Consider the following 26,094-nt stretch of genomic DNA (forward strand, 5'->3'; position numbering starts at 1 on the left):
AGATCAGATCTGATCGCTGGAGTGGCCTGGCATCACCTGTTCGCCCGTATGGACCAGTGCAGCAATATGATTGACCGCAACCGCTGCCTCGGCGAAGCCGACCGAGATGAGCTTGACCTTGTTGTCGTGCCCGGCGACGTCGCCGGCAGCGAACACGCGGCATCGATTGGTGCACATCAACCGGTCGATTGCGAGGTCGCGCCCGTGCTTGTCCAACCCCCAGGTGACAATCGGTCCCAGAGCGGCCTTGAATCCGAGCGCCGCAACGACACTGGTGGCAGGCAGTTCGCGATGGTCACCCGTATCGGCTCGTACTACCGTTACCGACTCGACGGTGTCGTCACCCGACATCGCCTGCACTTCGTACGGCGTCAGAACCGACGCTGTCGAGTCTTGCAGCAGTTTCAGACTGTGCTCATGCGCTCGAAAACCACTGCGCCGATGGACGAGTGATACCGACGCCGCGACGGGTTCCAAGCTGAGCGCCCAGTCCACCGCAGAGTCACCGCCGCCGACGACGAGCACGTCGTGCCCGGCCAGGTCGTCGAGACGCGGTACCTCTGATCCGGGCGCCCCGGGACCGTGCCGGACATGCGCGGACGTAGAGCTTCCTGTCAGGATTGAACCGAAGACCTCTCGCTTCCAAGGCTTCGACGACCCGATCAGCTGGATTCACCCGGACTAACGAAGGCCTGCTTCCTGAGCAGCATGTCAGGGCTCCGCCGGATCAGTCAGGTGTGGGCGCGCGTCAGGGCGTCGTTTGCTCCCCCGCGCGTGTCGTCACGGTGCTCGGCCGACACTTTCTGGAACATCGACATGTCCTTGGCGGCGAGGGCGTCGATGATCTGCGCATGCTGTTCGACAGCGTGCCGCCGTCGCTCCGAGGATCCGTAGTTGCTGACGAAATATGCATCCGACAGAGTCCAGATGCGTTCGACCTCGGTGATCACCAGGTTGTGGGGCGACAAACTCCACACTGACCGATGAAATTCGTGATTGAGGTCGATGAACCCGATGACATCGCCGTCGTCGGCCTTCGCTTCCATCTCGGCGTTGAGGCTGCGCAGGTGCTCGAGTGCGGATGCGTCCGGCCAGTGAATGCTCGAGTTGAGTTCGGTTTCGAGGAGAGTGTGCAACGTGTGCAACTGATTGAGCTCGAACGCTGTTCGCTTCGCCACGACGAAGCCTTGGTTCGGGCGGTGCACCAGCAGACCCTGGTTGGCCAGGACGAGAAATGCCTCGCGGATGGGGACGCGGCTGACGCCGAGTCGTTGTGACAGCTCTTCCTGGCGCAGTGCCTCACCAGGGACGAGCTCTCCGAGGAGGATCAGCTTGCGTAGTTGGGCGATGATTCCGGCGGTACCCAGCCGTGTCCGCAACGCCATCCCATCCTCCTCGCCCGAGGTCATCCGTTCCACGATCCGAACCCGTCCCTACAGGACGGGCGTGACCTGCAGCCTAATCGCAGATCACGCCCCTCGTCCGACAGGAGGTCCACTCCGCGCAGTTCAGACCTTCAGCCGCGGGAAAACGCGTCGCGCGTTCTCTTCGAATACTTTTCTGCGGTCGGTCTCGTCGAGAAAGTCGAAGCCCTCGATGACCGGCTTCAAATCGTCGAATGGGCGCCCCGTTTCAGGATTCTCGGTCGAGCCGCTACCGGGACGTTCCGTTCCGAAGAGCACTCGGTCCGACCCGACAGTCTTGAGCAGCAGTTCGAGCGCGGGTGAGTAGTGCAGAACGGTGTCGAAATGGAAATGCTTCAGGTGGTCTTCGAAGCGCGGCGCATGCGGGTCGCCGCCGAGTCCGGGATGAAGATGTTCGGCCTGCCATCGACCGAGCTGATACGGCACGGAGCCACCGCCGTGCGAGATCATCACGTTCAACGTCGGAAAGCGTTCGAACACCTTTCCCCGGATCATCGACAGAATCGCGATCGATTCCTCGGTGATGAAGTGTTCGCTGTAGGTCTCACGGCCGTTGTAACACCCGGCCGAGTGCACCTGCATCGGAACCTTCAGTTCGACGAGTTGCTCGAACAGCGGATACCAGTAGGGGTCTCCGAGGGCCGGCGCTGTGCCGGTGCCTTCGTGGGGATCCGGATTCACGGTCACACCGACGAATCCGAGCTCCTCGACGGTACGGCGCAGCTCCGGGAACGCACGTTCGACCGGCTCGTCGGGTGTGATGGGCAGACCGGCCACACCGGCGAACCGTGTCGGGTGCATCTCGACGGTGCGCGCTATGACGTCGTTGTTCGCGCGGATCCACGCGTCCACCAGCCGTGCGGGCTTCATCGAATGTCCCTGGTGATACGGGCGCGGGGACAGCAGTTGCACATCGGTGCCGACGGCGTCCATGGTCTCGACGTTGCTGTGCGCACACGCGGCCAGCGAGTCGTCACTGATCTTGGGTTGCCCGATGTGATACCCACCGTCGGCCATCAGGTTCGCGCGAAAGGCGTACAAGCCGTCGGGTGCCACGATGTGGGCGTGTGAGTCGATGATCATCATGTTCCTCGTGTCTGGGGGTAGTTCGATCGTGTGGGTCACGCGGGGTGTCAGGCGTCGCCGACGTACGCGATGAGTTCGCACTGGATGAGCAGCGGGTCGGCAAGCGGGTACTCGAGGGTGTGCCGTGCCGGGCGGCTGACCTCGTCGGGGAACATCGCCACCCAGTGCGGATCGATGACCGCCCGTGCCGCCCGGTCTCGCACGAAGAACGTCAGTTTGGCGATGTCGTCCGTGGTGCCGCCCGCCTTGTCGAGGATGCGGCTGACATTGGAGAAGATCAGCGCTACCTGCGCGTCCACGGTCTCGGGTACGGCGCCGCTGTCGGGGTCGAGTCCGTTGATTCCGCTCGAGGTCAGTAACGGACCCACCAGCGAGGCCTGCGGGATGGGGGCTCTGCCGTGGTGGAGGCCCGGGATCTCGATCGATCGACGTGTCATCGGTCATCTCTCCGTGGTTGCGAGGTCGGCTGTAGTTGCGAGGTCGGCGAAGGCGGTGCGTAGGTCTCGCTTGAGAATTTTTCCGCTCGGGTTCTTCGGCAAGGTGTCGACGATCACGACGTGTTTGGGGATCTTGTATCCCGCCAATCGATTCGAGCAGTGTGACCGCACTGCCACCTCGTCGAGGTCGGTTCCCGGTTTGCCCACGACAACCGCGCAGACGGCCTCCACCCATTTCGGATGGGGAATCGCGAAGACGGCGACCTCGGCGACATCCGGATGACGGTAGATCTCTTCCTCGACCTCGCGACTGGCGACGTTCTCCCCGCCGGACTTGATCATGTCCTTCTTGCGGTCGACGATGGTCAGCCTGCCGTCGGTGTCGAAGCAGCCCAGATCACCCGAGTGAAACCAGCCGCCGCGGAACGCTTCCGAGGTACGTACCGGATCACGCCAGTAACCGAGGGTGGCTTGTGGACTGCGGTGAGCGACCTCCCCGATCTCTCCGACCGGAAGAACGGTGTTGTTCTCGTCCACGACGACGGTCTCGACGTTGAGCACCGGGCGGCCGGCGGAACCCGGATGACTCACCTGTTCATCGGGACCGAGGATCGTGGCGACCGGGGCCAATTCGGTCTGTCCGTAGAAGTTCCACAGCCGCACGTCCGGTAAGCGCTCGAGAATCTCGCGCAGCACTTCGGCGGGCATCGCGGATGCGCCGTAGTACCCCTTGCGAAGAGACGACAGGTCCGTTCGATCGAAGTTCGGAGATCGCAGCAGCGAGATCCACACCGTCGGTGGTGCGAAGAACTTGGTGACGGCATGGGTCTCGATCGCCGCCAGGATCTTGTCGGGGTCGGGCGCGGGAAGGATGATGCTGGTGGCTCCGAGGTAGATGTCGGGGCCGAGGAAGCAATCGAGCTGTGCGCAGTGATACAGCGGTAGGGTGTGCAGATCGACGTCTTCGCTCGCCATTCCGCCGTCGATGATGCAGCTGGTGTATTGCGCTATCAGCGCACGGTTGGACAGCAGTGCGCCCTTGGGACGCGACTCGGTACCCGATGTGTACATGATCCGTACCGGATCATCATCTCCGACAACCACATCGGGAGCGGCGTCGCCTACCCTGAGCCAGGACTCGAATGGCTCCCAGCCGGTGTGGTCGTCGGTGGCTCCGATGACTGCCCTCGCCGCCAGAGGCCGATCGTAGACGGCGAGTGCTCGCTCGGCAGCCGGTACGAACGCCGGTTCGGTGACCATGACTGCGATCTCGCTGTTGCCGAGGATGAACGCGATCTCGTCTGCGGTGAGCATGAAATTGATCGGGACGAGGATGACACCCAGCCGCGCTGTGGCGTAGGTGAGCACGACGAACTGCCAATTGTTGCGCGAGAGAATCGCAACTCGATCGCCGCGGCGGACACCACGGGCATGGAGTGCCCCGGCGACGACATCGACCGAGGTGTCGAGTTCGCGGTAGTCGATGACGCGATCGCCGCCGACGAGTGCCGTCTTGGTCGGGACTCGCCTCGCGGTGCGGTGCAGGACGTCTGCCACCGAATGTCGACGGGCGGAGATCACGTCATCGATGACAGGGACCGAGTCGTTCATGCCAGCGCTCCTTCCGTGCGTGTGAGTGTGTGCAGCGCAGCAGCGAGGTCGGATCCCGGTTCGGACGGCAATGTCATCGCCCGCCATGCAACATGGCGGTCGGGACGAACGAGAATTGCACCGCCGGAATCCACTTCGCGTAGTCGTGTCCAACTTCCCGGCCGCTCGTCCGAGCCGTCTCCGCCGATGGCGACGACCTCGACGGGCAAGTGTCGTGCGGCCACGGCATCGGTCCAGATCTGTGCGGTCCGAGGATCGACGAGCAGGGTGAACAGCCGGCGATCTATCAGATCGAGGGTCGATCCGGCCGACGCGCTCTGGTCGATCCGTGCGTGCGGCAGATGGTGGCCTGGCCGGCTGGTCGGAATGTAGTCCCGTAACGGGTTGCTCGGGACCGGTGGGGCGCTGCCGTCGGGGACGACAGCGCCCTCCGAATAGTGAAAGCCCAGTTCGACATTGAGCTGGCCGTAATCGTCTGCGTTGGAGGCCACCGCATCGGCGACATCGGCGCGGCGCCGCTCCCCGTCGGCACCCGGTGCGAGCCACGCGTCGATGGCCGCCCAGCCCTCGTCGGTCGAGATGCCCGCACTCAATCCCAGGGCTGCTGCGACGCGTCGATGACCGCCGACGTTCTCCAGCGAATGACGGACGTTGAACAGGCCGACCGGGCGGCGCTCTACGTCGTAGGTGTCCAACAGTTCGTCGCCGGCGTGCCCGCGCAGTACCTGGTACAACTTCCAGACAAGATTGTCGACGTCTTGCACCGCGGTATTGAGTCCGAGCCCACCGGTCGGCGGATGGCGGTGAGCCGCGTTGCCCACCAGGAACACGTCGCCGACACGGTACTGCGCGGCAGTCACTCCTTCGAACTCCCAATGGCTGATCGCGTGGACATCGAAGCGCAGATCCGGGATACCCAGCATGTCCCGGACACGAGCGACGAGGGTGTCGGTGTCCTTGGCTGCGGGGTCTCCCCAGGAGAACGCCTGGTGGAATGCCCATTCGCGAGATTCTGTCCCCCACGTGTCGGGCCCCATGGCGCAGATGCTTCCTCGAAAGGAACCCGAACCACTGGGATCGACGAAGTAGTAGAGCAGTACCTGGTCGTCGACGGCCCAGGAGGACAGGTCTGCGGTGACGTGCATGCTGACCATGTCCAGAAGCTGTGTCGGCCCTTCCATCGACACGCCGAGCAGTGTCGAGCACACTCGCCCACCGTCGGCGGCGATGACGTAACGAGCTCGCACCGTGTGCGTGGAACCCGAGGCCATCTCGACTATGTCGAGCTCGACATGGCCATCGCATTGCCGGAGGTCACGCACCTCGTGTCCGTAGTGGATCTTGCCCGCGCAGTGCAGGTCTGCGTGTGTCCGGAGCAGCGGGTCGAGGCGCATCTGCGGAACGTTGGCGTATCGATTGGGGCTGGCTGCTGCATACCGCTCGCGGTCCGCGCCCCCTCCCCAGGCGTCGATGTGGCCGATTTCCCTGCCTTGTCCCGGTCGGTCGCCGGCGAGCGAGGTGTACCAGCCGACACGGTGCCATCGGTCCTCGGGCGGTGACAGGGCGTACACGTCGTCCGCGACCCCCATCGCGTCGAAAATCTCCATCGTGCGCTGGTTGAGCAGGTGTGCTCGCGGGAGGTGCGACGTGGTGGCACGTCGCTCGTAGACGGTGACGTCGATTCCCAGTTGCGCGAGTTGGATCGCGGCCGTCAACCCCGCAGGGCCACCGCCCACGATCACGACATCGGCGATGTCGGCGAGAGCCATGCCGGTCAGCCTTTCCGTCGGGTCTGCAGAGTGTGGTAACCGTGCGCGCGGCGCGCGTCGGTCAGCGACTGTCCTGATCGGACGGCGCGTCGAATGACGTCTTCGGTGTCGCGAATTCCGGACGCGAGGTCGATGACCTCGCCGACCCGGCCGAGCGGGATGGAGACGACCCCGTCGGCGTCGCCGACGAGCCAGTCCCCTTGTTCGACCCGTACGCCGCCGACGGACACCGGCACGTTGTAGCCGTCCACCCGTACGCGGTCCTTGCCGGTTCGCATCCACCGCGAACGGCTGAACACCGGGTAGTTCAGCTCCACTGCGCAATCGGAGTCACGGCACACTCCGTCGATGACGGTCCCGGACACACCGCGATGAGATGCGGTCGCGGTGAGGAGATCCCCCCACACTGTCGTGTCGAGGCGCCCCGCGTTGTCCAGGACGACAACGGTGCCGGGGTCGAGGTCGTCGATGTAGTCACCGACTGTTCCGCCGTCGTCCCCCACCGGGACATAGCGAACGGTGAAGGCCCGACCGACGAGACGAACCGTGCGATCGAGGGGGAGCAGCCCCGCGCACTGTCCGGCGAGGCCGAGTTTGTCCAGTGCGTCGCTGAGGTGACTCGTGTCGAGCGAGGACAGGTCTTCGGTGATCTGCGCATGGTCGGTCATCGGCTTGCCTCTCGATCGAGCATGGTTTCGTAGTCGGCGCTCATGACAGTCGCCATCGATTCGCCCTCTCGGACACGGGTGAGCATGAGGGCCTCCTTGGCGGCGATCCTCTCGGCAATGGCGAGTACCTCGTCGATACGATCGCGCGGAACGAAGACCACTCCGCTGCCGTCGGCAAGTACGTAGTCGCCCGGTTCGACTCGGACGCCGGCGATCTCGACCGGCACATCCCACGCTCGTTCGACGATGCGTGTGCGTGCGGTGACGGGTACCGACGTCGCCGCGTACACGGTCAGTCCGAACTGGCGGGCCTCATCGAGGTCCCGTACCGCACCGTCGACGATCACGCCTTCGCTACCGCGAGCGACGGCTCCGGCGGACAGCACGCCGCCCCAACCCGCGACGTGTGAGCGTCCGTGATGCGCGACCACGATGATCGTGTCCGGTCCGGAGGCATCGACTGCGGCGGTGCACAGATGCCTCGGCGCGGCGCCGGCACCCTCTGCTTCGACGAGATCGACAGTCACGGCGCGTCCCGAGATCCGACGCTCACCGGACACCGCATGCAGACCCAGTGCCGCACCCGGTAGTCGAAGCGCGTCGAGCGCGTCCGAGACCGCACAGGTGTCGAGCGCGGCAAGCCGTCCGCACTCGCTCATGTCCAGAGCCCGAACGCGAGACCGATACCGGTGCCGGCGGGACTACGCCAGGCGGGGATGTATTCGCTCCAGCGGTGGTCGAGATCTTGTGCTGCGCCGGCAGCGGCGATCCAGTTGCGAACCTCGGACGTACCGGAGTTCAGCTGCTCGACAGGCAGAGCGCGCAGAGTAGCTTCGTCGTGGTCGATCATGGCGTCGAGGATGCGACGGTCGAGCTCGTCGTCGACCACGAAGTGGCTCAACCCGCCCGAGGCGACGACGGCGACTCGAAGGTCACCGGGCAGAGAGTCGACCGCACCGGCCAGAGCACGGCCGAGGTCGTAGCACCGGCCGGGGGTCGGCTGATTGGGCGGGAAGTATGTGTTGATCAGTACCGGCACCATCGGAATGGTGACGTTCTTCAGCATCTTGCCCACCACCCACGCGAAGGCGTGGCCGAAGCCACCTTCGGTCTCGGTTTCCGAGCTCGACGCAATGTCGAAATCGCGGGAGATCAACTCCTCGATGATGTGGAGCGCGGCCGTCGGATGCGCGGGGTAGATCTCGCCGTCCATGCCGAGGTTGCGCTGCACCTGGCTCAGCAGAGGGTTTCCCATCTCGATCGGCTTGTGCGTCTCGATCTTCTCGCCGTGATACACCGCGATCGCAGGCTGGTTGCGGGCCGTGAACAGTTCCTCCTGATCATCGCCGATGACGATGAGCAGGTCGGGCTCGAGCGCGATCAGGTCCTTGCGAAGGCGGTCCACACAGGCCGATGCTGCGTCGTACTTCGCGTTCCAGGTCTCGAGGGACAGTTCGTCGTCGTATCGGCCGTCAGCCGCGGTGACGAGTTCCTCGAAGGTGCGAACAGCTCCCCGTCGGTCGTACAGGTCGTACTCGCCTGCCGCGTCGTTCTCGGCACGCAGATTCCACATGCGCTCTGGCTCCATGCCGAGCATCGGGCTGTGAGAAGTGCCGACGACGGCCACGATTCGACTCATCGTGCATCGACCTCGTTCCTGACTGTTGTAGCGTGAAACATGAACATGGAAAACCTCTTTCGTGAGTGAGACACGGCGTCGGAGCACCCGACCACCGGCGGGGAGGAGATGTCAGCGGGGCAAGGAGTACAGGTCGAGGGTGGAGGCGCCGGATCGAATCTGGGCGATGATCGCGGCCTCCTTCTCCTCACGCTCCCGCGAGGCTTTCTGCACCTCGGGCCACCGATCTCGGGGGATGACCACGACACCGTCGACATCACCGACGATGACGTCGCCGCGCGCAATTCGGTGGGCGCCCAGTCGAATCGGGCCACCCAGCCTGCCCGGTGCATCAGGATCCTTGATGGTGCCATTGATGCAGATCGACGAGGAGAAGACGGGAAAGCCGACGTGCGCGAGAGCGCCCACGTCTCGGACACCTCCATCGAGAACCAGTCCGCCCAAGCCGCGGGCGCGCGCGGCTTCGCTGAGGATCTCACCCCAGTAGCCGTACTCCGCGCCGGCGGTCGTCTGAACCACCAGCACGTCTCCCGGGGACGCTTCGGCGACAGCGCGGTGCAGCCACAGGTTGTCCCCCACCGGACACAACACCGGGTAGGCGGGACCGTAAATCTCCGCACCGTCATAGGCGGGCCGAATCCGGGCCGGAAGCGCGCCGATCCGGCCGGCCGCCTCGTGCGCCGTGGCAGCGGAGAAGCGTTCGGTCGGGGTCGCGCCCGTGGCGGGTGCGCGTTCGGCAGCTGTCGCAACCATCGATGTGTCTCACTTTCATGGGCGCCGATCACCGACGATCGACCGTGTGATGTGGACCATACGCTGCATTCAATATTGAATGCAATAGCCGTGAGCTGCGACTATCCGGCTGACGAGTGCACACCTACGCGCTATTGCATTCAATCTTGCATGTGATGTACGTTGCTCGCAGCCCAACAGTGTGAGTCACATCACGCATCGAGTAGCGGCTGCAAACGCCGACACAGATCCTCGGAAGGACTGCCCGTGAGCACCCTCGGACCAGATCGATCACCCTCGTACGTCCGCCGCGTCGCACTGTCCAGCTACCTCGGGACGACGATCGAGTACTACGACTTTCTCCTCTACGGCACCGCCGCTGCCCTCGTGTTCAATCGAGTCTTCTTCTCAAACCTGAGCCCGGTCGTCGGCACTCTCGTCGCTCTGGCGACATTGGCCGCCGGCTACGCGGCCCGGTTCGTCGGCGCCATTGTCTTCGGGCACTTCGGAGACCGCTTCGGCCGAAAGAATGTGATGGTGGTGACCATGGTCACGATGGGAATCACCAGCGGTGCGATCGGCCTGCTACCGACCTACGACCGCATAGGCGCGGCGGCACCGCTGCTGCTCGTCATGTTGCGCCTGGTGCAGGGCTTCGCGGTCGGCGGCGAGTACGGCGGCGCGGTCTTGATGGTGTCCGAGCATGCGAGTACTGAAAAGCGAGGCCTTGCAAGCAGTTCTGCCGCAATGGGAGCCCCTACCGGATCGGTCCTCGCCACCGGAGCCATGCTGTGGGTTGCCTCGCTGCCCGAGGATCAGATGCTCAGCTGGGGCTGGCGGGTACCCTTCTTGTGCAGCTTCGGCCTGCTCGCTCTGGGCATGTACTTCAGGGCTCGCATCTCCGAGAGCCCGGTCTTCGAGGACAACCGCTCGGCCACGAAGGCTCCCGCACAGGGAACCCCGATTCTGGCCTTGACCCGTTCCGAGCCGGCCACGCTGCTGAAGTCCATCCTGTTTCAGATCGGACCCTATTGCGGGATGGGCGTTTTCGCGATCTTCTTTCTCTCGTACACGCCGACGATCGGGCACTCACGCTCCGCTGCTCTGACCGCAGTACTCCTGGGCACCCTGTCGAGCATCGTCATGACGCCGGTCTATGCCGCGCTCTCCGACAGGATAGGACGTCGCCCGGTCATCATCGCCGGGATCACTGCAACCGCAGTCCTGGCCTTTCCCATCTTCCACCTCGTCAACACGGGTAGCACCGCGACGATGGTCATCACCGTGTCGCTCTATCTCGGATTCGTGATGACGTCGGTGAACGGGGTCGCACCGGTGATGCTCACCGAATTGTTCCCGACCGAGGTTCGGTACACCGCAGTATCCACCAGTTACCAACTCGCGCAGACCATCGGTTCCGGATTCTCCCCCCTCATCGCCACAACGCTGCTCGCAGCCGCGGGCGGCGGCACGAACACCTGGCCGATAGCGTTGTTCCTGGTGGTGATCTCGGTAGCGAGTGCATGGGCCGCCCTGTCGTTGCCCGAGCGCTCCGGCCGTGACCTCGACGCTGTCCGGGCGCCGCGCCCGGCCGCGACATCGAACAGAACAGTCGCGACGGCCGTCGATCACTCACGCGGTTGACCATCGCAGCTGTCGCGACGTGATGTCGCAAGCCTTGCACCGCAACCATCCCCTCGCCCCTAGGAAACGGACTGTCATGACGCACGATCAGAAGAATCCGACCGTAGTTCTCGTTCACGGCGCGTGGCACGGCGCGTGGGTGTGGGACGACCTCCGAGCCGAGATGACCGACCACACTGTCGACGCTGTCGAACTCCCCTCCTCCGGACACGACCCTGCGAAACTCGGGTCGTTCGAAGACGACGTCGACGCCATTCGCTCGATGGTCCGATCGATCACCGAACCGGTGGTCGTGGTCGCCCACTCGTACGGAGGACTTCCGACAACCCAGGCGTTGTGCGGCTTGGACAACGTCATCGGGGTGGTCTACATCGCTGCATGGGTGCTGGACGTAGGCCAGTCCGTGGCAGACCTCGCCGGGGAGCACGGGCTGCCGGATTGGTGGGATGTCCACCCCAGCGAGGGGTACATGGATGCACTCCACCCGGAGGAGGTCTTCTACCACGACCTCCCCCCGGAGCGGGCTGCAGAACACAGTGGGCGACTGACCCACCAGAGTCTCGATTCGGCCGCACACCCCCTACGGGATGCCATCTGGAAGTCAGTCCCCACGAGTTACATTCTCTGCGAACAGGACCGTGCGCTGCCCCCCTCGATTCAACAGTCGATGAGTGAGCACACCACCAAGACGACCAGATTCGACGCCGGACACAATCCGTTCCTCTCGCGCCCCGCTGCGGTGGCCGCACAGATCCGACAGGACATCGCTGTATTCCTGACACAGTCTGTCCTCGCGCCCTGACGGCAGTGCCGGTCCACCGAAACGGGCAGCACGGCGTCGCTGCCGGCCGGACGTCACACGAAAGGCGACGCCTGTTGCCGAATCTCTCATCGCACGATCCAGGTCTTTCGACTTGATCGCTCCACATGTCTTCGAACACCAGGGGAATCCGACATGGACCTGAAACTCCAGAGCAACGTGACCGCGCAGTCGCCCTATGTCGTGAGCGAAAAAACGACGGTCGCACGGAATGTCGTCGCCCTGACGCTCCGCCACGCTTCCGGACAACGACTGCCGGACTGGACGCCTGGCTCGCATATCGACCTGATATTGCCGAACGGAATGACCCGTCAGTATTCGTTGTGCGGAGATCGGTGGGACCCTTACAGCTATCGCGTGGCAGTTCTGCGAGAGAGCGAGGGACGCGGCGGATCCGCTCTGATCCACGACCACGTGAAAGTGGGAGACCATATCGGCATCGGAGGACCGCGGAACAACTTTCCGATGGTGCCCTCACAGAAATATGCGTTCATCGCCGGAGGCATCGGCATCACGCCACTTCTGCCGATGATCCGGCAAGCGCAGGTACTCGGCGCGGAGTGGCGACTGCTCTACGGTGGGCGCACTCGCCGAGCGATGGCGTACCTGGACGACATCTCTCATATGGGTGGCGATGTCACGATCGTCCCGGAGGATCGCGGTGGCCTGCTCCCTCTGGCCGAGTGGATATCGGAGAGAGCCGGTGTCGACACGAAGTTGTACGCATGTGGGCCGGGCCGACTCCTCGATGCGGTGGAAGCACTCTGCACCGGCAGGCCGCTCGGTACGCTCCGCACCGAGCGCTTCGTCCCGAGAGAACGCAGCGCCCCGGTCCGCAATGCGCCCTTCGACGTCGAACTCGCCCGTTCAGGCCGAACCGTGACGGTCCGGCCCGGTAGCAGCATCCTCGACGCCGTCCGCGCGTGCGGGGTGAACGTTCTCTCCTCGTGTCGCGAAGGAACCTGTGGAACGTGCCAGGTGACTGTCCTCGCGGGACGTCCCGACCACCGAGACTCGATTCTCGATGACGACGAACACCGTTCGCAGACTTCGATGTTCGTGTGCGTCTCCAGCTCCTGTTCCGACAAGCTCGTGCTGGACCTCTGAGACAACAGCAGAAAGGGCGTGACCGTATGTCTACATCCTCCCGAGCGCCGGTGAGCGACGCAGACCCGTACGACCTCGAGATCCTGGCCGATCCGTCCACATTCCATCGCCATCTGCGAGAGACCGGCCCGGTCGTCTATCTCGAGCGCTACGGTGTCTATGCAATGGGTCGATTCGACCACGTGAGTGCAGCACTCACGGACTGGCAGTCGTACCAATCGTCAGCCGGCGTCGGCATTGCGAACTTCCGTTTCGAGAAGCCCATCCGACCGCCGAGCCCCCTTCTCGAGGCAGACCCGCCTCGCCACGATGCGCCTCGCCTGGTGCTGTCGAAGATTCTCGGAGCACCAGCCGTCCAGCAACTTCGAGCAAGCTGGTCGATCGCCGCCGAGAGCTTGGTGGACGAACTACTCTCGGACTCCACGGAATTCGACGGAATCGATGCTCTTTCGAACGCGCTGCCACTGAAAATTTTTGCCGACGAGATCGGCATACCAGATACAGGTCGTGAACATCTCCTGCCGCTGGGCGACTTCGTGTTCAACTCCGTTGGACCTCTCGACAGCGCGCTGATGAAAGCCAGTGCACAGAAGGTCCACGAGGCTGGGTCCGTGGAGTGGACGATGGCTCACTGCCGACGCGAGAACCTCACAGACAACGGTTTCGGCGCGCAGGTGTGGTCCGCTGCCGACCGCGGGGACATCACCGAACAGCAGGCGCCGATCCTTGTACGGTCCCTGCTGTCAGCTGGGTTCGACACCACGGCGAGTGGTCTGGCGGCAGTTCTGTACGCCCTTGCATCACATCCTGAGCAATGGATGCGTCTGCGCGACGACCCCACTCGAGCACGCACGGCGTTCGATGAAGCAATCAGATGGGATTCTCCTGTTCAAACCTTCCATCGAACGGCGACGCGCGACATGTCGATCGACGGCACAGATGTGCCGGACGGAGCCAAAGTCTTACTGTCTCTGGGTGCAGCGAACCACGATCCCCGTCGGTGGGATTCGCCCGACAGCTACGATCTGACCCGAGATCCTTCAGGACATGTCGGTTTCGGGATGGGAATCCATCGATGCGTCGGGCAACATGTCGCCCGACTGGAAGCCGAAGTCCTTCTGACGGCCTTGGCCGCGAGGATCTCCACGATCAGCCTTGCGGGCGAAACCGAGCGACATCTCAACAACACGATGCGATCCTGGAAATCCCTGCCGCTGCGCGTGTCACTGAGATAGGGACCAGCTCATCGGCACCTTCGCCACCGGCGCATTCGCATTGTCCACCAGCACCATCTGGTCGTTCGCCGACACCATGGGCGGATGGCGCCGTTCTTGCGGCGACGATCCTGTCGGAGGTGGCGCTCATCCTCTGGCTCGTCATCTCCCGAGCCCCGAACGCAGGACACGCACATCTTCGGCCGCGGCGACGACCTTCTCGGCCACGACACCGTCTTCGGCCTGAAGGACTCCCTGGTCAAGGACTTCGTCGAACAACCCGTCGGCACAACGACTCCCGACGGCGAGACCTCGCGGACACCACCTGCTCGCGTGTGCGCTTCGACATCGTCCTGGCCCCCGCGGAAACAGTGGACGCGACATGATCGACGGTGGTCGGTCGACCGAGCCGGGCATGACGTCGAGTCAGTGTAGGCAGACGACGAGAGTACGGAGCACTCCGAGCATGGCCGTGGCCCCCGGTAGATCGACGCCCCCGTTCGCGGAGATTGTCGTCAGCAGCCTGATCGCTCGCTCCACCTTGTCGCGATCACGTTTTGCCCAGTGCAACAATGTATTTTGATTCATCTCCGCGTGAGAGTCGAGCACGATACGGGTCACCAGTGCCGCCCGGAGGTCGTGCAGCTCGTCGTATAGTGCGGCGCGGGCGAGGAGTTCGACGTGGGGCGCGTCCACGTCGGCCTCGAGGGCCGCCGAGAGTTCGCACAGCCCGAGCATGTCGTCGACTCCGCCGTGAACAGCGGCGACCTCGACAACCGGCAGGCCGGCGTCATGAGCCACGTCGATAACCGCCAGCGCAACGGAGACGCCGATCTCGCCGAGAACCCCTGCTGCGGCCAGAATCGCCACACCGTGGGCGTATCGCTCGACTTCCGCGTGTGGGGCTATCGGACCACCACGGTGACGGAGCAGCCATGCCATCGCTGGTTCGGCCAGCATGCCGTCCGTGCGCAATTCTGTCGTTCTGCACGACGCCGTCGAATTCGGCAGGTCAGCAGGGAGGCGGCTCGAGAATATCTCGGTGACGGCGATGTAGGCGCGGGCCACATCGGGGGTCGTGACCCCGAACCGCTCCTGCAGCCAGTAGATCGTCCCGGGTCCGACCCTGTTGACGAGTTCGTCGGCGAGTGTCGTCGCCACGATTTCTCGACGCAGACGATGGTCGGTGATGTCGGCGGGCGCGATGCGTCTGACTGAGCTTGGAAAGTAGTCGTGCAGACGCCCCAGTTGGGAAGCGTCCTCCGGAACCGATGATTCGAGGAGTTCGCGGGCTACCAGGTTCTTGGATTGAGCGAGCAGGGTCGCGATTTCGGGTCGTGTCAGACCACGACCGTGCCGCGCGGCGAGTTCGGCGCCCGTGGGAAGTCCCTCCAGGGCAGGATCGATGCCACCGGCAGACCGCAGATCGTCGATCAATCGGGACTGCCGATCGAAGTGTTCGAGGGCGGCAGCAGCGATGCTGATGGCCTGCATCTGGTCGTCGCTGTCATTCAGGACACCGGTGGCCACGTCGTCGGTGACGCCGGCAAGGACGTCGTTTCGGGCTTGCACGGTCAGGCGCCCGGCTCGGACTGCGGAGTCGAGGGCGATCTTGATGTTGACTTCGCGGTCCGATGTGGCGACGCCGGCCGCATTGTCGATGAAGTCCGCGTTGATCCTGCCACCGCGGAGCGCGAATTCGATCCGGGCGTTCTGCGTCAGTCCGAGGTTCCCACCTTCGACCACTATCGCGCAGCGCAGGTCGCGTGCGGTGATGCGGACCCGATCGTTGGTGGGATCCCGCGCATCGAGATCGGTTTCGGTGCTTGCACGCACGTACGTTCCGATGCCACCGTTCCAGAGCAGATCTACCGACGCCCGCAGTATCGTGCGGATGAGCTCGTCCGGCGACACCGTGATCTCGGGTGTGTCCAGCGCCCGCCGCGCCTGCGGGGACAGTGTGATGGACACGGCGTCCCGCGGCCACACTCCGCCTCCGGGCGAGAGTGCGGAGGCATCGTAGTCGGCCCAGGACGACTCGGAGCGGACGAAGAGCGCACTGCGCGCGGCCCGCGATCGCGCCGGGTCCGGATCGGGGTCGAGGAAGATGTGGCGGTGATCGAAGGCGGCCACCAACCGTGTGGTGTCGGCGAGCAGCATGCCGTTGCCGAAGACGTCACCGGACATATCGCCGATGCCGACAGCAGTGAACGGTCGGACGCTGATGTCGTGTCCCGCTTCGTCGAAGTGGCGTCGCACCGCTAGCCATGCGCCCCGGGCGGTGATCCCCATGACCTTGTGGTCGTAACCGGTCGAGCCTCCGGAGGCGAACGCGTCTCCGAGCCAGAAGTCGTACTCTTCCGCGACGGCATTCGCTCTGTCGGAGAACGACGCGGTGCCCTTGTCGGCGGCGACCACGAGATAGGCATCGTCACCGTCGAGACACACCGTGTGCGGCGGGTGAACGACCGCGCCGCCGACGATGTTGTCGGTGACGTCGAGAAGTCCGCGGATGAACACGGTGTATCCGTCGATGCCGGTGGTGCTGCGCTGGGTCACGAAGGCGCCCTTGGCTCCCATCGGCACGATGGGTGCGTTCTTGACGGCCTGCGTCTTCAACAGGCCGATCACCTCGGTGCGAAAGTCCTCCGGTCTGTTCGACCACCTCAGGCCACCGCGGGCGACCGGTCCGCTGCGCGCATGAATACCTTCCACTTCTGCCGTGCACACGAAGATCTCACGGAACGGGACGATCTCACCCGGGCTCAGGAGCCGGCTCGAGTCGATCTTGAAGCTGATCCAGGACTTGGGCGAGCCGTCGACACTGTGCTGGAACCAGTTGGTTCGTTGAACTGCGGCCAGGAAGCACGAGAACGCGCGACGCATCCGATCCTGGTCGTAGGACTGCGCTCCCTCGATGATGTGGTCGAGTTGCTGCTGGGCACCGTCCCGGCGGTTGGCAGCCGGATCGAACCGACTCTCGAACGCGTGCAGCACGGCTCGAGTGAACCCGGGATCGGATGCGAGCGCGTCGACGAGATAGGTCTCCGACAGGCCCACCGGGGTCTGTCGGAGATAGCGACACATCGCCCGGAGCAATGTCGCCTGCCGCCAGGAGATCCGGACGCTCGCCACCAGCGTCGCGTACTGGTCGATGCTCCACGACCCGGCAACGCCCGCAGCGAACGCCTCGCCGATCAGAGTCAGGGTGGTGTCCGAATAGTTGTGATCGACGAATTCGAACTCGTCCGTGACACCGATCCCGGTGGTCGACTCGTGGACTGTGATCGAACGATGCCGGGTCACCCTGAGTCCGAGTCGTTCGAACATCACACAGACCTCGGCCAGAATCATGTCGTCACGTGGCCATGTCACTATTGCTGTGGTGGTGGCGCTCCGACGCGTGAAGGTGACTGTCGGCGTCGCCGCGGGGCGGATATCGGTGTGCAGAACGGTCACGATGGTCTCCGGTCAGAGCAATTCTCAGGTGTGGGCGATGTACTTGGTGGTGAGGTACTCGGCGATGCCTTCGGTGCCGCCCTCTCGTCCGATCCCGGAGTGCTTGACTCCACCGAACGGCGCAGCGACGTCTGAGATGACTCCTCGGTTGACACCGACCATCCCGGAATCCAGTGCGGTGGAGACGCGCCGACACCGTTCCACATCGCGGCTGTAGAAGTACGCGGCGAGCCCGTACTCCGTGGAGTTCGCTGCCTCGATCGCCTCGGACTCGGTGTCGAAACTGCTGATCACCGCCACCGGTCCGAATATCTCGTCCCGGGTGATCGGCGCATATGCATCGACCTGGTCGAGAACGGTTGCCGGGTAGAAGAATCCCGGGCCGTCAGGTGCACTGCCGCCCAGTCGAACACGGGCGCCCTGCGCCTTCGCCGCCTCGACCATCGCCGAGACGCTGTCTCGCTGCGCAGCACTGACCAGCGGCCCGAGCGTGACGCCCTCCTCGTACCCGGCGCCCAGACTCAGTGCGGACATCCGCGCGGTGAGCTTATCGGTGAATTCTTCCACCACGTCGGCCTGCACGAGGAACCTGTTGGCCGCGGTGCAGGCCTCGCCGCCGTTACGCATCTTCGCAGCGAACGCGCCGTCCGCCGCTGCGTCGACGTCCGCGTCGTCGAAGACGATGAAGGGGGCGTTCCCACCGAGCTCCATGGACGACCGCTGCACGCGTTCGGCTGCCTGAGCCATCAGCGCCTTGCCCACGGTAGTGGACCCGGTGAAACTGACCTTGCGGATGCGGTCGTCGTCGAGGACGGCGGAGACGACGCCGCGCGCATCCGTGGTCGGCAGGACGGTGAGCACACCGGCTGGGAGTCCTGCGTCCGCGAACACGGCGGCCAGGGCCAACATGGTGAGAGGAGTCTCACGTGCGGGCTTGACCACCATTACGTTGCCCGCTGCCAAGGCCGGACCGATCTTGCGAGTTCCCATAGCCAGCGGGAAGTTCCATGGCGTGATCGCCAGACACGGCCCGACCGGAGCATGGTCGACCACGATGTGTCCGGTGCCTGCCGGACCGAGCCCGTATCGCCCGGTGATGCGCACGGCCTCCTCGGCGAACCACCGGAGGAATTCCGCCCCGTACTTCACCTCGGCCATGCTGTCGGGCAGTGCCCTGCCGAGCTCGAGGGTCATCAGCGCTGCGACCTGCTCGCCGCGCGCGATGAGCAGCTCGAAAGCGCGGCGAAGGATCTCACTGCGCTCACGGGGCGAGGTCGCTGCCCAGTCGGCCGCTGCCGCCACGGCGACGTCCACCGCGCGTCGAGCGTCGTCGGCGGAGGCGTTCGCGACCGAGGCCACACTCCGCTCGGTGGCCGGGTCGAGCACCTCGAAGGTGGCGTTGCCGTCAGCGGGGATCGACTCGCCGCCGATCCAGAGGCCTCTGGGTACACCGTCGAGGACATCTGTGCCGGCGACGGGGGAAAGTGTGACCATGGTGTGTTGGCGTCCTTGTCTTCAGTTGGCGCAGGAGTCGATGGCGTCACCGAGGACAGTGAGCGCATCGGTGAGCAGCTCGTCGTCGATCACGAGCGGAGGCAGGAGCCGCAGGACGTTACCGAAGGTTCCGCAGGTCAGTACGATCACACCCTGCCGAAGAGCCTCTGCTGCAATATTTTTGGTGAGCTGCGCGTCCGGATCGGTGGTGCCGGCCACGACCAACTCGACTGCGATCATGGCGCCGCGGCCGCGGATCTCGCCGATGACGCCTCGACCCTGCGCGGCCATACGATCGGCCACGGCTGTCAGCGAGTCGACGATCAGAGTCTCGAGATGGCGAGCGCGGGCCGGAAGGTCCAGTACAGCCATCTGGTCGATCGACGCGAGCGCCGCGGCGCACGCGACGGGGTTGCCACCATACGTGCCGCCGAGGCCGCCGCCGTGCACCGCATCGAGCAGCTCCGCGCGACCGGTGATGGCGGACAACGGCATTCCGCCGGCAATGCCCTTGGCCATGGTGATCAGGTCCGGCACCACGCCCTCGTGGTCACTGGCGAACCACTGTCCTGTGCGCGCGAAACCGCTCTGCACCTCGTCCGCGATGAACACCACCCCGTTGTCTCGGCACCACTGGACAAGAGTGGGCAGAAAACCAGGCGCTGGAACGATGAACCCGCCTTCGCCCTGGATCGGCTCGATGATCAGGGCAGCGATCGTGTCGGCGCCGAGCTGCTTGTCCATCGCGCTGATGGCGCGCCGGGCCGCGGCGACACCGTCGTTGCCGAGGTCATCCCGGTACGGGTAACTCATGGGCATGCGGTAGACCTCGGGCGCGAACGGTCCGAAGTTGTGCTTGTAGGGCATCGACTTCGCAGTCAGCGCCATCGTCAGATTGGTGCGCCCGTGGTACGCGTGATCGAACGCCACGACGGCGTCGCGGCCGGTCGCGAGCCGAGCGACTTTGATCGCGTTCTCGACGGCCTCGGCGCCGGAGTTGAACAGTACGGTCCGCTTCGCGTGATCGCCGGGCGTCAACTCGTTCAGCTTCTCCGCAACAGCGACATAGCCCTCGTACGGGGTCACCATGAAGCAGGTGTGAGTGAATGCCGCCGCCTGCGCGGCTGTTGCAGCGACCACCGCAGGATTGCTCGCGCCCACCGAGGTCACCGCGATGCCGGATCCGAGATCGATCAACGAGTTGCCGTCGACGTCGACGACGACACCGCCTGCGGCCCGTTCGACGAACACCGGTACCACGCAGGTGACTCCGGCAGCAACGGCAGCGCGACGGCGCTCCGCCAATGCCACGGACCCGGGCCCGGGGACGGCAGTGACCAGGCGGCGCTTCTGGGGAATGGCTGTGTCGATCGACTGCTGCATAGTTGTCATCGAATTACTCCTGATAGTGGGGCTGTGCTCTCATAATTGCGCTGCGACGTTATCCTGTCCAAGACTTGTTCGGCACAAACTCGATGTCCGGAAGGCATAGTGGAACTTCGACACCTTCGCTATTTCGTCGCGATCGCCGACGCAGGTTCGGTGAATGCTGCAGCGACGGCCGTGCGAGTGGCGCAACCATCCTTGTCCCGGCAACTCCGACAGCTGGAGAACGAATTGGGCGTCGAGCTGTTCGATCGCTCGGGCAATCGACTCACGCTCTCTCCTGCGGGACACCGATTACTCGGTGATGCCCGGTCCCTTCTGCGGCGTGCGGACGTGTTCGTCTCGACAGCCGACTTCTACGCTCACGGTGGACTTCGTCGTCTGTCCATCGCCGCTCCGACAGTCACTCTCACGGATATCGTGGCACCGTTCGTCGCGACTCTCGCAGACAGCGACCCGACCGTGGACGTCATTGCTTCGGACGGCAGGGAACTCGACGACATGGTGACAGAGGGCGCGGACATCGTGATTGCCGCCGACGCCGCCGGCGACACCTACGAGTGTTTTCACCTCGCAACACTTCCGGTACTTGCTTACACGCACCCCCGTCACGAGCTGGCCGGTCGCGCGGAAGTGACGGTCGGCGACATGTCGAGGGAGCAGCTCGTCCTTCTGCCGCAGGGAACAGCTGCGCGGGAAGCACTCCGCAACGCCATCAGCAGCTGGGACAGTGACACCGGACGACCGATCGAAGCGGCGAACGGAACGATTGCCCAAGCGCTCGCCGCAGCCGGCCGTGGAATCGCCATCGTCACCGATGACCCCCGATTCGGCCTGGCGCCGGCCCTGATACGCGCGAATTCCACTGTGTTGAGCATCCAACTGAACGCCTCCTGGCGCAGTGACCATGCCGGCGCGCACACGCTCGCCGACATAGCGCACCGGCTGCATTCTTTCGTCGCGGAACGTTACCGGGTTGTCCAGAACGAGACGTGACGACCGATACGCGCCGGCCGCACTCCCGAGCACCCATGCCTCGAAACTCCGGGCCTGTTCGCCCGACCACGGCACGTCGTGAAGTGAACACACATTTGTCCGGCATGTAGGAATATTTCCTATTGGTAGACATACCCATTTACACGTAACGTCGAGACAACTGAGAAAAGCGCGGTCTCGAAAGCTCGAATGGCTCGAACTCCGGCTGACGCAGAACATCACCTGCCACGGGGTGAGGCTTGGGCACACCGCACGGGTATTCATGTGTGTCCCAGCGCGAAAATCCTGCCGGACATGTGGCGAATTCACTGAGGGGACATCATGCGAAGAGGGCCGTCACTGCCACCCGCTCATACAGAGAATTGGAATTGGCAACTGGATGCTGCGTGTCGAGGCGAACGATCGGCCTCTTTCTTCGACACAGATCCAGCCGGCGAAGCGACAGCGAAGAAACTCTGCGAAGTATGCCCAGTGGCCGCTCAGTGCCTCGAATATGCAATGGACGCGGAGGAGCCTTACGGGATCTGGGGCGGACTCTCGCCGGAGGAGCGATTTCTCGAGAAGTGGAACAGGCCCGCGTGGCGAAGGCGCCGCCGCCTCTACGCGGCCGGCGCGGGATGGCGAACATAGAGTTCGCTCGCCACTGTGCCGGTCGGTGGATCACTTTGGTGCCGACGACGATTCATCGCAACCATCCGCAGCACCGGCGTGGTACAGATCATCGAGCGGATTCACCGCACGGTCGCGCAGCGTGGTCCACGTCGATGCGCAGGTAATGTACCCGGTGAAGCGCCCGGGCAGTGAGGGGAGGAGCTGAGCACTTGCTCGCCCCTCCCCCAGCCCCGGCCTCTGATGACGCCCAAACGCCGCCGAGCACGCTCCCGACTTTCGGTTCCCCTGAAAGCCGTCAGGCCGGTGTTCCCGACTCCTGCTCGTCGCGGCCGATGCGCGCGTAGACCTCGGGATTGCGCTTGCGATACACGGCCGCGGTGATCAATCCCAGTGCCACAACCCCGTAGATGATCACGAGCATGAAAGTCGTGGCGGCGCCGGTAGTTCCGGTCAGCAGCGTGAAATTCATGGTGGCGAGGTAGAGGACCACGGCCACGGCGATCGCCGAGATGGCAGTCAGGACCGGCGGGACCAAGCTCTCGCCGGGTGTGCGGTTCTTGATCAGGTAATTGACGATGGCCAGCGCGACCATCAGCAGCAGGATCAGGAACGTGTAGGAGTAGAGGCCGGCGAGGCGCCCGTACATCAAGCCCTCGTCCAGCCGCAGCACCACGATCACGAGCAGTCCCACCAGCGAGGCCACCGTCATCGCCACGGACGCCCGGTGCGGTGAGAAGTGCGTTCCATGGACGCGACTGAGCGACCGATGAAGGATGCCGTCGGCACTGAGGTTGAACAGGTAGCGAGTAGTGATGTTGTGCGACGCCAGCATCAACGCAAAGGCGCTGGTGAGCAGTAGCAGCGCTGCGATGTCGTACCCGACGGTTCCGATGTACTCCTTGACACTGGCAGTGGCCGCGCTCGCGGGATCCTCGGTCACGGCGGTCAGCACCGCCTGTGGACCGTAGGAGTTGACGAACATCCATGCCGTGGCCCCGTAGAGAAGAGCGAGGAGGCCCACCACTCCGTACGTGGCGCGCGGAATCGTCTTGCTCGGATCGCGCACCTCGTCGCGGAAGATCACGGTGGCCTCGAACCCACCGTAGAGGCCGAGGGCGAACATGAATCCGATGCCGATCGACCCCGAGAAAACGGCGTCGCCACTGAAGGAGTCGACCCCGATTCCTTCTGCTCCACCCCGTCCGACCACCGCCAGGTCGTACACCACCAAGAACACCAACTCGAGGGTGAGGAAAAGCGTCAGCACCTTCGCCGAAAGGTCGACTCGGAAATAGCCGAGAACGGAGACGATTGCCGAGAGCACCAGCGACCATGCCCACCACGGCAGGTCGGGGCCGTGCACGACGTCCGACATGAGGGCACGGGCGGCGGTGCCGCCCAGCGCGTACACGCTGAGACACGCGACGTAGTAACACATCATCGCTGTGAATCCAGCGGACAGGCCGACCACCTTCCCGAGCCCGGCACTGATGTAGGCGTAGAAGCCGCCCGCAATGGGGAGTTTGCGTGCGATCGCAATCAGCCCGGTGGCCAGGAACGCGATGAACAGTCCGGCCACCAAAATGGACACCGGAACTCCGATTCCATTTCCCAGAAGAACGGCGACGGGAATGAAACCTATGAAGACCACCACCGGACCGTTGTAGGCCAGCACAGTGCAGACGAGCTCGAACGCTCCCATGTTTCCGCCGAGTTTCGGTGCAGTCGCACCGGGTTCTTCGGTCACCGGTCGTCCGACCGATCCAGTTGACTCCATACCGATGTCTCCGATCATCTCTGGTACGTGACAGCAATCACGCCTCGGTCCGAAGTATGGAGCTCCGACTGATGGTGAACCATCGGTGAACTCACGAATTCGTCAGCGTGGCTTTGGTAATCGACCCGTCGTCGGACAGGACGTGTTACTTCGCCGTCAATTCCTTGGCAACGATCATGCGCAGCATTTCGTTGGCACCTTCACCGATCGGCATGAGCGCAGCGTCGCGCATGTACCGCTCCAGCGGGAACTCCTTGATGTACCCGTATCCGCCGTGAAGCCGAATGGCGTCGTAGGTGACCTCCATCGCCGACTCGGTCGCGAAGATCTTCGCCATCCCGGACTCGGCGCTCGCACGGCCGTCGGCATCGGTCTTGAGAGCGGCGTTGAGGTACAGCAGGCGCGACGCCTCCACCTTCGTCGCCATGTCAGCGAGCCTCATCTGGACGGCTTGATGCTCGGACAGCTTCTTGCCGAACGTCTCGCGCTGCTTGACGTACTCGACGGAATGCTCGAGGGCCGCTCGCGACATTCCCGTCGATGCCGCCGCCATGTAGATGCGGCCACGATCGAGAGCCGCCATCATCTGGTAGAAGCCCTTGCCCTCCTCGCCGCCGAGGAGATTGGCCGCCGGCACGACTGCATTGTCGAAGTTGACCTCGCACAGTTCGAGTCCACGGTGACCGAGCTTCTTGTAGTCGCTGCCGTAGCTCAACCCGGGTGTGTCCTGCTCGACGAGCAGCTGGCTGATGCCTCCGCGGTGTGCTGGTTCGATGGTGGGATCGGTCTTGACCAGGGTCACCAACGGGTTGGCGTGCCGTGCGTGGGTGATGAAGATCTTGCTTCCGTTGACGATGTAGTTGTCCCCGTCGCGCCGGGCGGACAGCGTGATCTTCTTCAGGTCGCTACCCGTGGAAGGTTCCGTGAGCGCGATACCGCTCATACGCCGACCTGCCGCCATGTCCGGCAGGAACCGGTTCTTCTGGTCCTCGGTTCCGAACTCGCTGATCAGGTACCCACCCGAGCTCGTGGTGTAGACCAGACTCGCGAGCGCCATCCAGCCTCGCGCCAACTCCTCGAAGATCAAGCCGTAGCTGACGTAGTCGAGGTCGGATCCGCCGTACTCCTCGGAGACGGTGATACCGAACAGACCGAGATCTGCGAGTTCGGGGATCAGGTCGTCCGGGTATTCGTCCTTGGCCTCGCGCTCCGAGGCAGTGGGTATGACGCGAGCGTTGACGAAGTCGCGCACGAGTTTGCGAAGCTGTACATGGTCGTCGGTGAGGCCGGCGGGTACGAATGCGGAGGGCATGATGTTCCTTGGGTGTCGGGAGAATGAGGACTGGTCGGATCAGGCAGGCGGGTCGGTCCAGGCGTCAGCGGCCTCGGAGATGGTGGGAAACCAGACCCCGTCGTGGCTCACGACATGGTGGAGAAATCGTTCGAGCATCAAGAGATTGAATCCGCGACCGATGGTCTGTGGGTGCAGCGTCCACGTCATCATTCCGCCGGGGCATCTCTCGTAGGCGAAGTCGAACGCGTCCTTCCACCGCTGGAGCACTGTGTCGTTGGACTGCTGTGTCGCACTGCCTTTGAGCAGTTCGAGCTCCGGGAAGTCGTCCAGTCCCCACGACACCGGAAACTCCAGAAGCGGCGACGGATCTCCGAAGGTGTTGCCCTTCTCCAGATCGATCGTGGTCACCATTCGAGGGTGGTACGGGGTGAAGTCTCGGCCCATGAGCGACGAGTCCCAGTCGAACCCGAACTCGGCGAGCACCGCGAGAGTGTTGTCCGTGACGTCGAGAGCCGGTGATCGATACCCTCGCGGACGACGTCCGATGAGCTCTTCGTGCAGACGAACCTGCAGCTCCATGAGCCGCCGTTCCTCGTCGAGCTCCAGTTTGGGAACGTATTCGTGGTAAACCCCGTGCGCCGCAATTTCGTGTCCCCGGTCCACGACGGCGGCGACCGCGTGCGGGAACGTCTGCATGGTGTGCGTGGGAACGCACCAGGTGGTCGTGATTCCGAAGCGATCGAACGTGTCGAGCAAGCGTGGGGCGCCTACCTCCGCGCCGAACTCTCCTCGCGAGAGATTCGATTGGGAGGTCGACCGGAAGGTGCCGATCCACACACTCTGTGCGTCGAAGTCCGGGCTCAGCGAGACGGCCAGACGCTTGCCGTCGGGGAGTTGCAAGGGCATGAGAGGGCCTCTCGGAATG

22 protein-coding genes and 1 pseudogene are annotated in these 26,094 nt (G+C 64.1%); 6 read left to right on the forward strand and 17 right to left on the reverse strand.

What is annotated here, in order from left to right:
* Positions 1–3: 3 nt before the first annotated feature.
* From HQ312_RS18765 to HQ312_RS18810, 11 genes and pseudogenes are all read right to left on the reverse strand, one after another.
* The gene (locus tag HQ312_RS18765) at positions 4–672 is read right to left on the reverse strand and encodes an NAD(P)/FAD-dependent oxidoreductase (RefSeq protein WP_308123936.1); all 669 of its coding nucleotides are present in this window, start codon (positions 670–672) and stop codon (positions 4–6) included.
* Between the two features lie 59 nt (positions 673–731).
* Positions 732–1,409: a GntR family transcriptional regulator gene (locus HQ312_RS18770; RefSeq protein WP_072680964.1), complete on the reverse strand. Its 678-nt coding sequence runs from the start codon at positions 1,407–1,409 to the stop codon at positions 732–734.
* Between the two features lie 99 nt (positions 1,410–1,508).
* Positions 1,509–2,510, reverse strand: coding sequence for an amidohydrolase family protein (locus HQ312_RS18775; RefSeq protein WP_222640551.1), 1,002 nt, complete (start codon positions 2,508–2,510; stop codon positions 1,509–1,511).
* 47 nt (positions 2,511–2,557) lie between these two features.
* Positions 2,558–2,947 (reverse strand): RidA family protein, encoded by a 390-nt coding sequence (locus tag HQ312_RS18780; protein ID WP_222640553.1) that lies wholly within the window; start codon positions 2,945–2,947, stop codon positions 2,558–2,560.
* Between the two features lie 3 nt (positions 2,948–2,950).
* A complete protein-coding gene (locus HQ312_RS18785) occupies positions 2,951–4,558 on the reverse strand; it encodes a fatty acyl-CoA synthetase (RefSeq protein WP_222640554.1) in 1,608 nt (535 codons plus the stop codon).
* Positions 4,555–5,049 carry a hypothetical protein gene (locus HQ312_RS22335; protein ID WP_371829118.1) on the reverse strand — a complete coding sequence of 165 codons (495 nt, stop codon included), beginning with the start codon at positions 5,047–5,049 and terminating at the stop codon, positions 4,555–4,557. The genes HQ312_RS18785 and HQ312_RS22335 overlap by 4 nt, the downstream gene beginning before the upstream one ends.
* A gap of 177 nt (positions 5,050–5,226) precedes the next feature.
* Positions 5,227–6,327, reverse strand: a pseudogene (locus HQ312_RS22340) (FAD-dependent oxidoreductase); the annotation flags it as partial.
* A gap of 5 nt (positions 6,328–6,332) precedes the next feature.
* Entirely contained in the window at positions 6,333–6,995 is a 663-nt protein-coding gene (locus HQ312_RS18795) for an RraA family protein (RefSeq protein ID WP_068148314.1), read from the reverse strand.
* Complete coding sequence (locus tag HQ312_RS18800; protein WP_222640556.1) at positions 6,992–7,654, reverse strand: RraA family protein; 663 nt, start codon at positions 7,652–7,654, stop codon at positions 6,992–6,994. Before HQ312_RS18800 ends, HQ312_RS18795 begins: the two co-directional genes overlap by 4 nt.
* Positions 7,651–8,634, reverse strand: coding sequence for a hypothetical protein (locus tag HQ312_RS18805; protein WP_082895498.1), 984 nt, complete (start codon positions 8,632–8,634; stop codon positions 7,651–7,653). Before HQ312_RS18805 ends, HQ312_RS18800 begins: the two co-directional genes overlap by 4 nt.
* A gap of 111 nt (positions 8,635–8,745) precedes the next feature.
* Complete coding sequence (locus HQ312_RS18810; protein ID WP_222640558.1) at positions 8,746–9,387, reverse strand: 4-carboxy-4-hydroxy-2-oxoadipate aldolase/oxaloacetate decarboxylase; 642 nt, start codon at positions 9,385–9,387, stop codon at positions 8,746–8,748.
* 246 nt (positions 9,388–9,633) lie between these two features.
* On the opposite strand from HQ312_RS18810, the gene HQ312_RS18815 reads away from it, so the two are divergent.
* From HQ312_RS18815 to HQ312_RS18830, 4 genes are all read left to right on the forward strand, one after another.
* Positions 9,634–11,010, forward strand: a complete 1,377-nt coding sequence (locus HQ312_RS18815; protein ID WP_222640560.1) for an MFS transporter — start codon at positions 9,634–9,636, stop codon at positions 11,008–11,010.
* A gap of 76 nt (positions 11,011–11,086) precedes the next feature.
* Positions 11,087–11,812 carry an alpha/beta hydrolase gene (locus tag HQ312_RS18820; protein ID WP_068148396.1) on the forward strand — a complete coding sequence of 242 codons (726 nt, stop codon included), beginning with the start codon at positions 11,087–11,089 and terminating at the stop codon, positions 11,810–11,812.
* Between the two features lie 153 nt (positions 11,813–11,965).
* Entirely contained in the window at positions 11,966–12,937 is a 972-nt protein-coding gene (locus HQ312_RS18825; protein WP_222640562.1) for a PDR/VanB family oxidoreductase, read from the forward strand.
* Positions 12,938–12,963: 26 nt separating this feature from the next.
* Positions 12,964–14,172 (forward strand): cytochrome P450, encoded by a 1,209-nt coding sequence (locus HQ312_RS18830; RefSeq protein ID WP_222640569.1) that lies wholly within the window; start codon positions 12,964–12,966, stop codon positions 14,170–14,172.
* Positions 14,173–14,577: 405 nt separating this feature from the next.
* Here HQ312_RS18830 and HQ312_RS18835 read toward each other — a convergent pair whose 3' ends face one another.
* Genes HQ312_RS18835 through gabT form a run of 3 tightly spaced genes read right to left on the reverse strand, consistent with a single transcriptional unit; the run spans position 14,578 to position 20,496 of the window.
* On the reverse strand, positions 14,578–17,610 hold the full coding sequence (locus HQ312_RS18835) for an NAD-glutamate dehydrogenase domain-containing protein (RefSeq protein ID WP_222640571.1): 3,033 nt from the start codon (positions 17,608–17,610) through the stop codon (positions 14,578–14,580).
* Between the two features lie 24 nt (positions 17,611–17,634).
* Positions 17,635–19,104 (reverse strand): NAD-dependent succinate-semialdehyde dehydrogenase, encoded by a 1,470-nt coding sequence (locus HQ312_RS18840; protein WP_222640573.1) that lies wholly within the window; start codon positions 19,102–19,104, stop codon positions 17,635–17,637.
* A 21-nt stretch (positions 19,105–19,125) separates the two neighbouring features.
* On the reverse strand, positions 19,126–20,496 hold the full coding sequence (gene gabT, locus HQ312_RS18845) for a 4-aminobutyrate--2-oxoglutarate transaminase (protein WP_374198316.1): 1,371 nt from the start codon (positions 20,494–20,496) through the stop codon (positions 19,126–19,128).
* A 99-nt stretch (positions 20,497–20,595) separates the two neighbouring features.
* On the opposite strand from gabT, the gene HQ312_RS18850 reads away from it, so the two are divergent.
* Both HQ312_RS18850 and HQ312_RS18855 read left to right on the forward strand, forming a co-directional pair.
* Positions 20,596–21,486 (forward strand): LysR family transcriptional regulator, encoded by an 891-nt coding sequence (locus HQ312_RS18850; protein ID WP_308123937.1) that lies wholly within the window; start codon positions 20,596–20,598, stop codon positions 21,484–21,486.
* 321 nt (positions 21,487–21,807) lie between these two features.
* Complete coding sequence (locus HQ312_RS18855; RefSeq protein ID WP_222640578.1) at positions 21,808–22,116, forward strand: WhiB family transcriptional regulator; 309 nt, start codon at positions 21,808–21,810, stop codon at positions 22,114–22,116.
* Between the two features lie 277 nt (positions 22,117–22,393).
* On the opposite strand, the gene HQ312_RS18860 is transcribed toward HQ312_RS18855, so the two are convergent.
* The 3 genes from HQ312_RS18860 to HQ312_RS18870 all read right to left on the reverse strand — a co-directional run bounded on the left by HQ312_RS18860 (position 22,394) and on the right by HQ312_RS18870 (position 26,075).
* Positions 22,394–23,800: an APC family permease gene (locus tag HQ312_RS18860; RefSeq protein WP_222640580.1), complete on the reverse strand. Its 1,407-nt coding sequence runs from the start codon at positions 23,798–23,800 to the stop codon at positions 22,394–22,396.
* Between the two features lie 220 nt (positions 23,801–24,020).
* Positions 24,021–25,187 (reverse strand): acyl-CoA dehydrogenase family protein, encoded by a 1,167-nt coding sequence (locus HQ312_RS18865; protein WP_204870069.1) that lies wholly within the window; start codon positions 25,185–25,187, stop codon positions 24,021–24,023.
* Between the two features lie 39 nt (positions 25,188–25,226).
* The gene (locus HQ312_RS18870) at positions 25,227–26,075 is read right to left on the reverse strand and encodes a polysaccharide deacetylase (RefSeq protein WP_222626702.1); all 849 of its coding nucleotides are present in this window, start codon (positions 26,073–26,075) and stop codon (positions 25,227–25,229) included.
* Positions 26,076–26,094: the final 19 nt, after the last annotated feature.

The sequence above is a fragment of the Rhodococcus sp. BP-316 genome (genome assembly GCF_019836105.1).
In the GTDB taxonomy this organism is placed as follows: domain Bacteria; phylum Actinomycetota; class Actinomycetes; order Mycobacteriales; family Mycobacteriaceae; genus Rhodococcoides.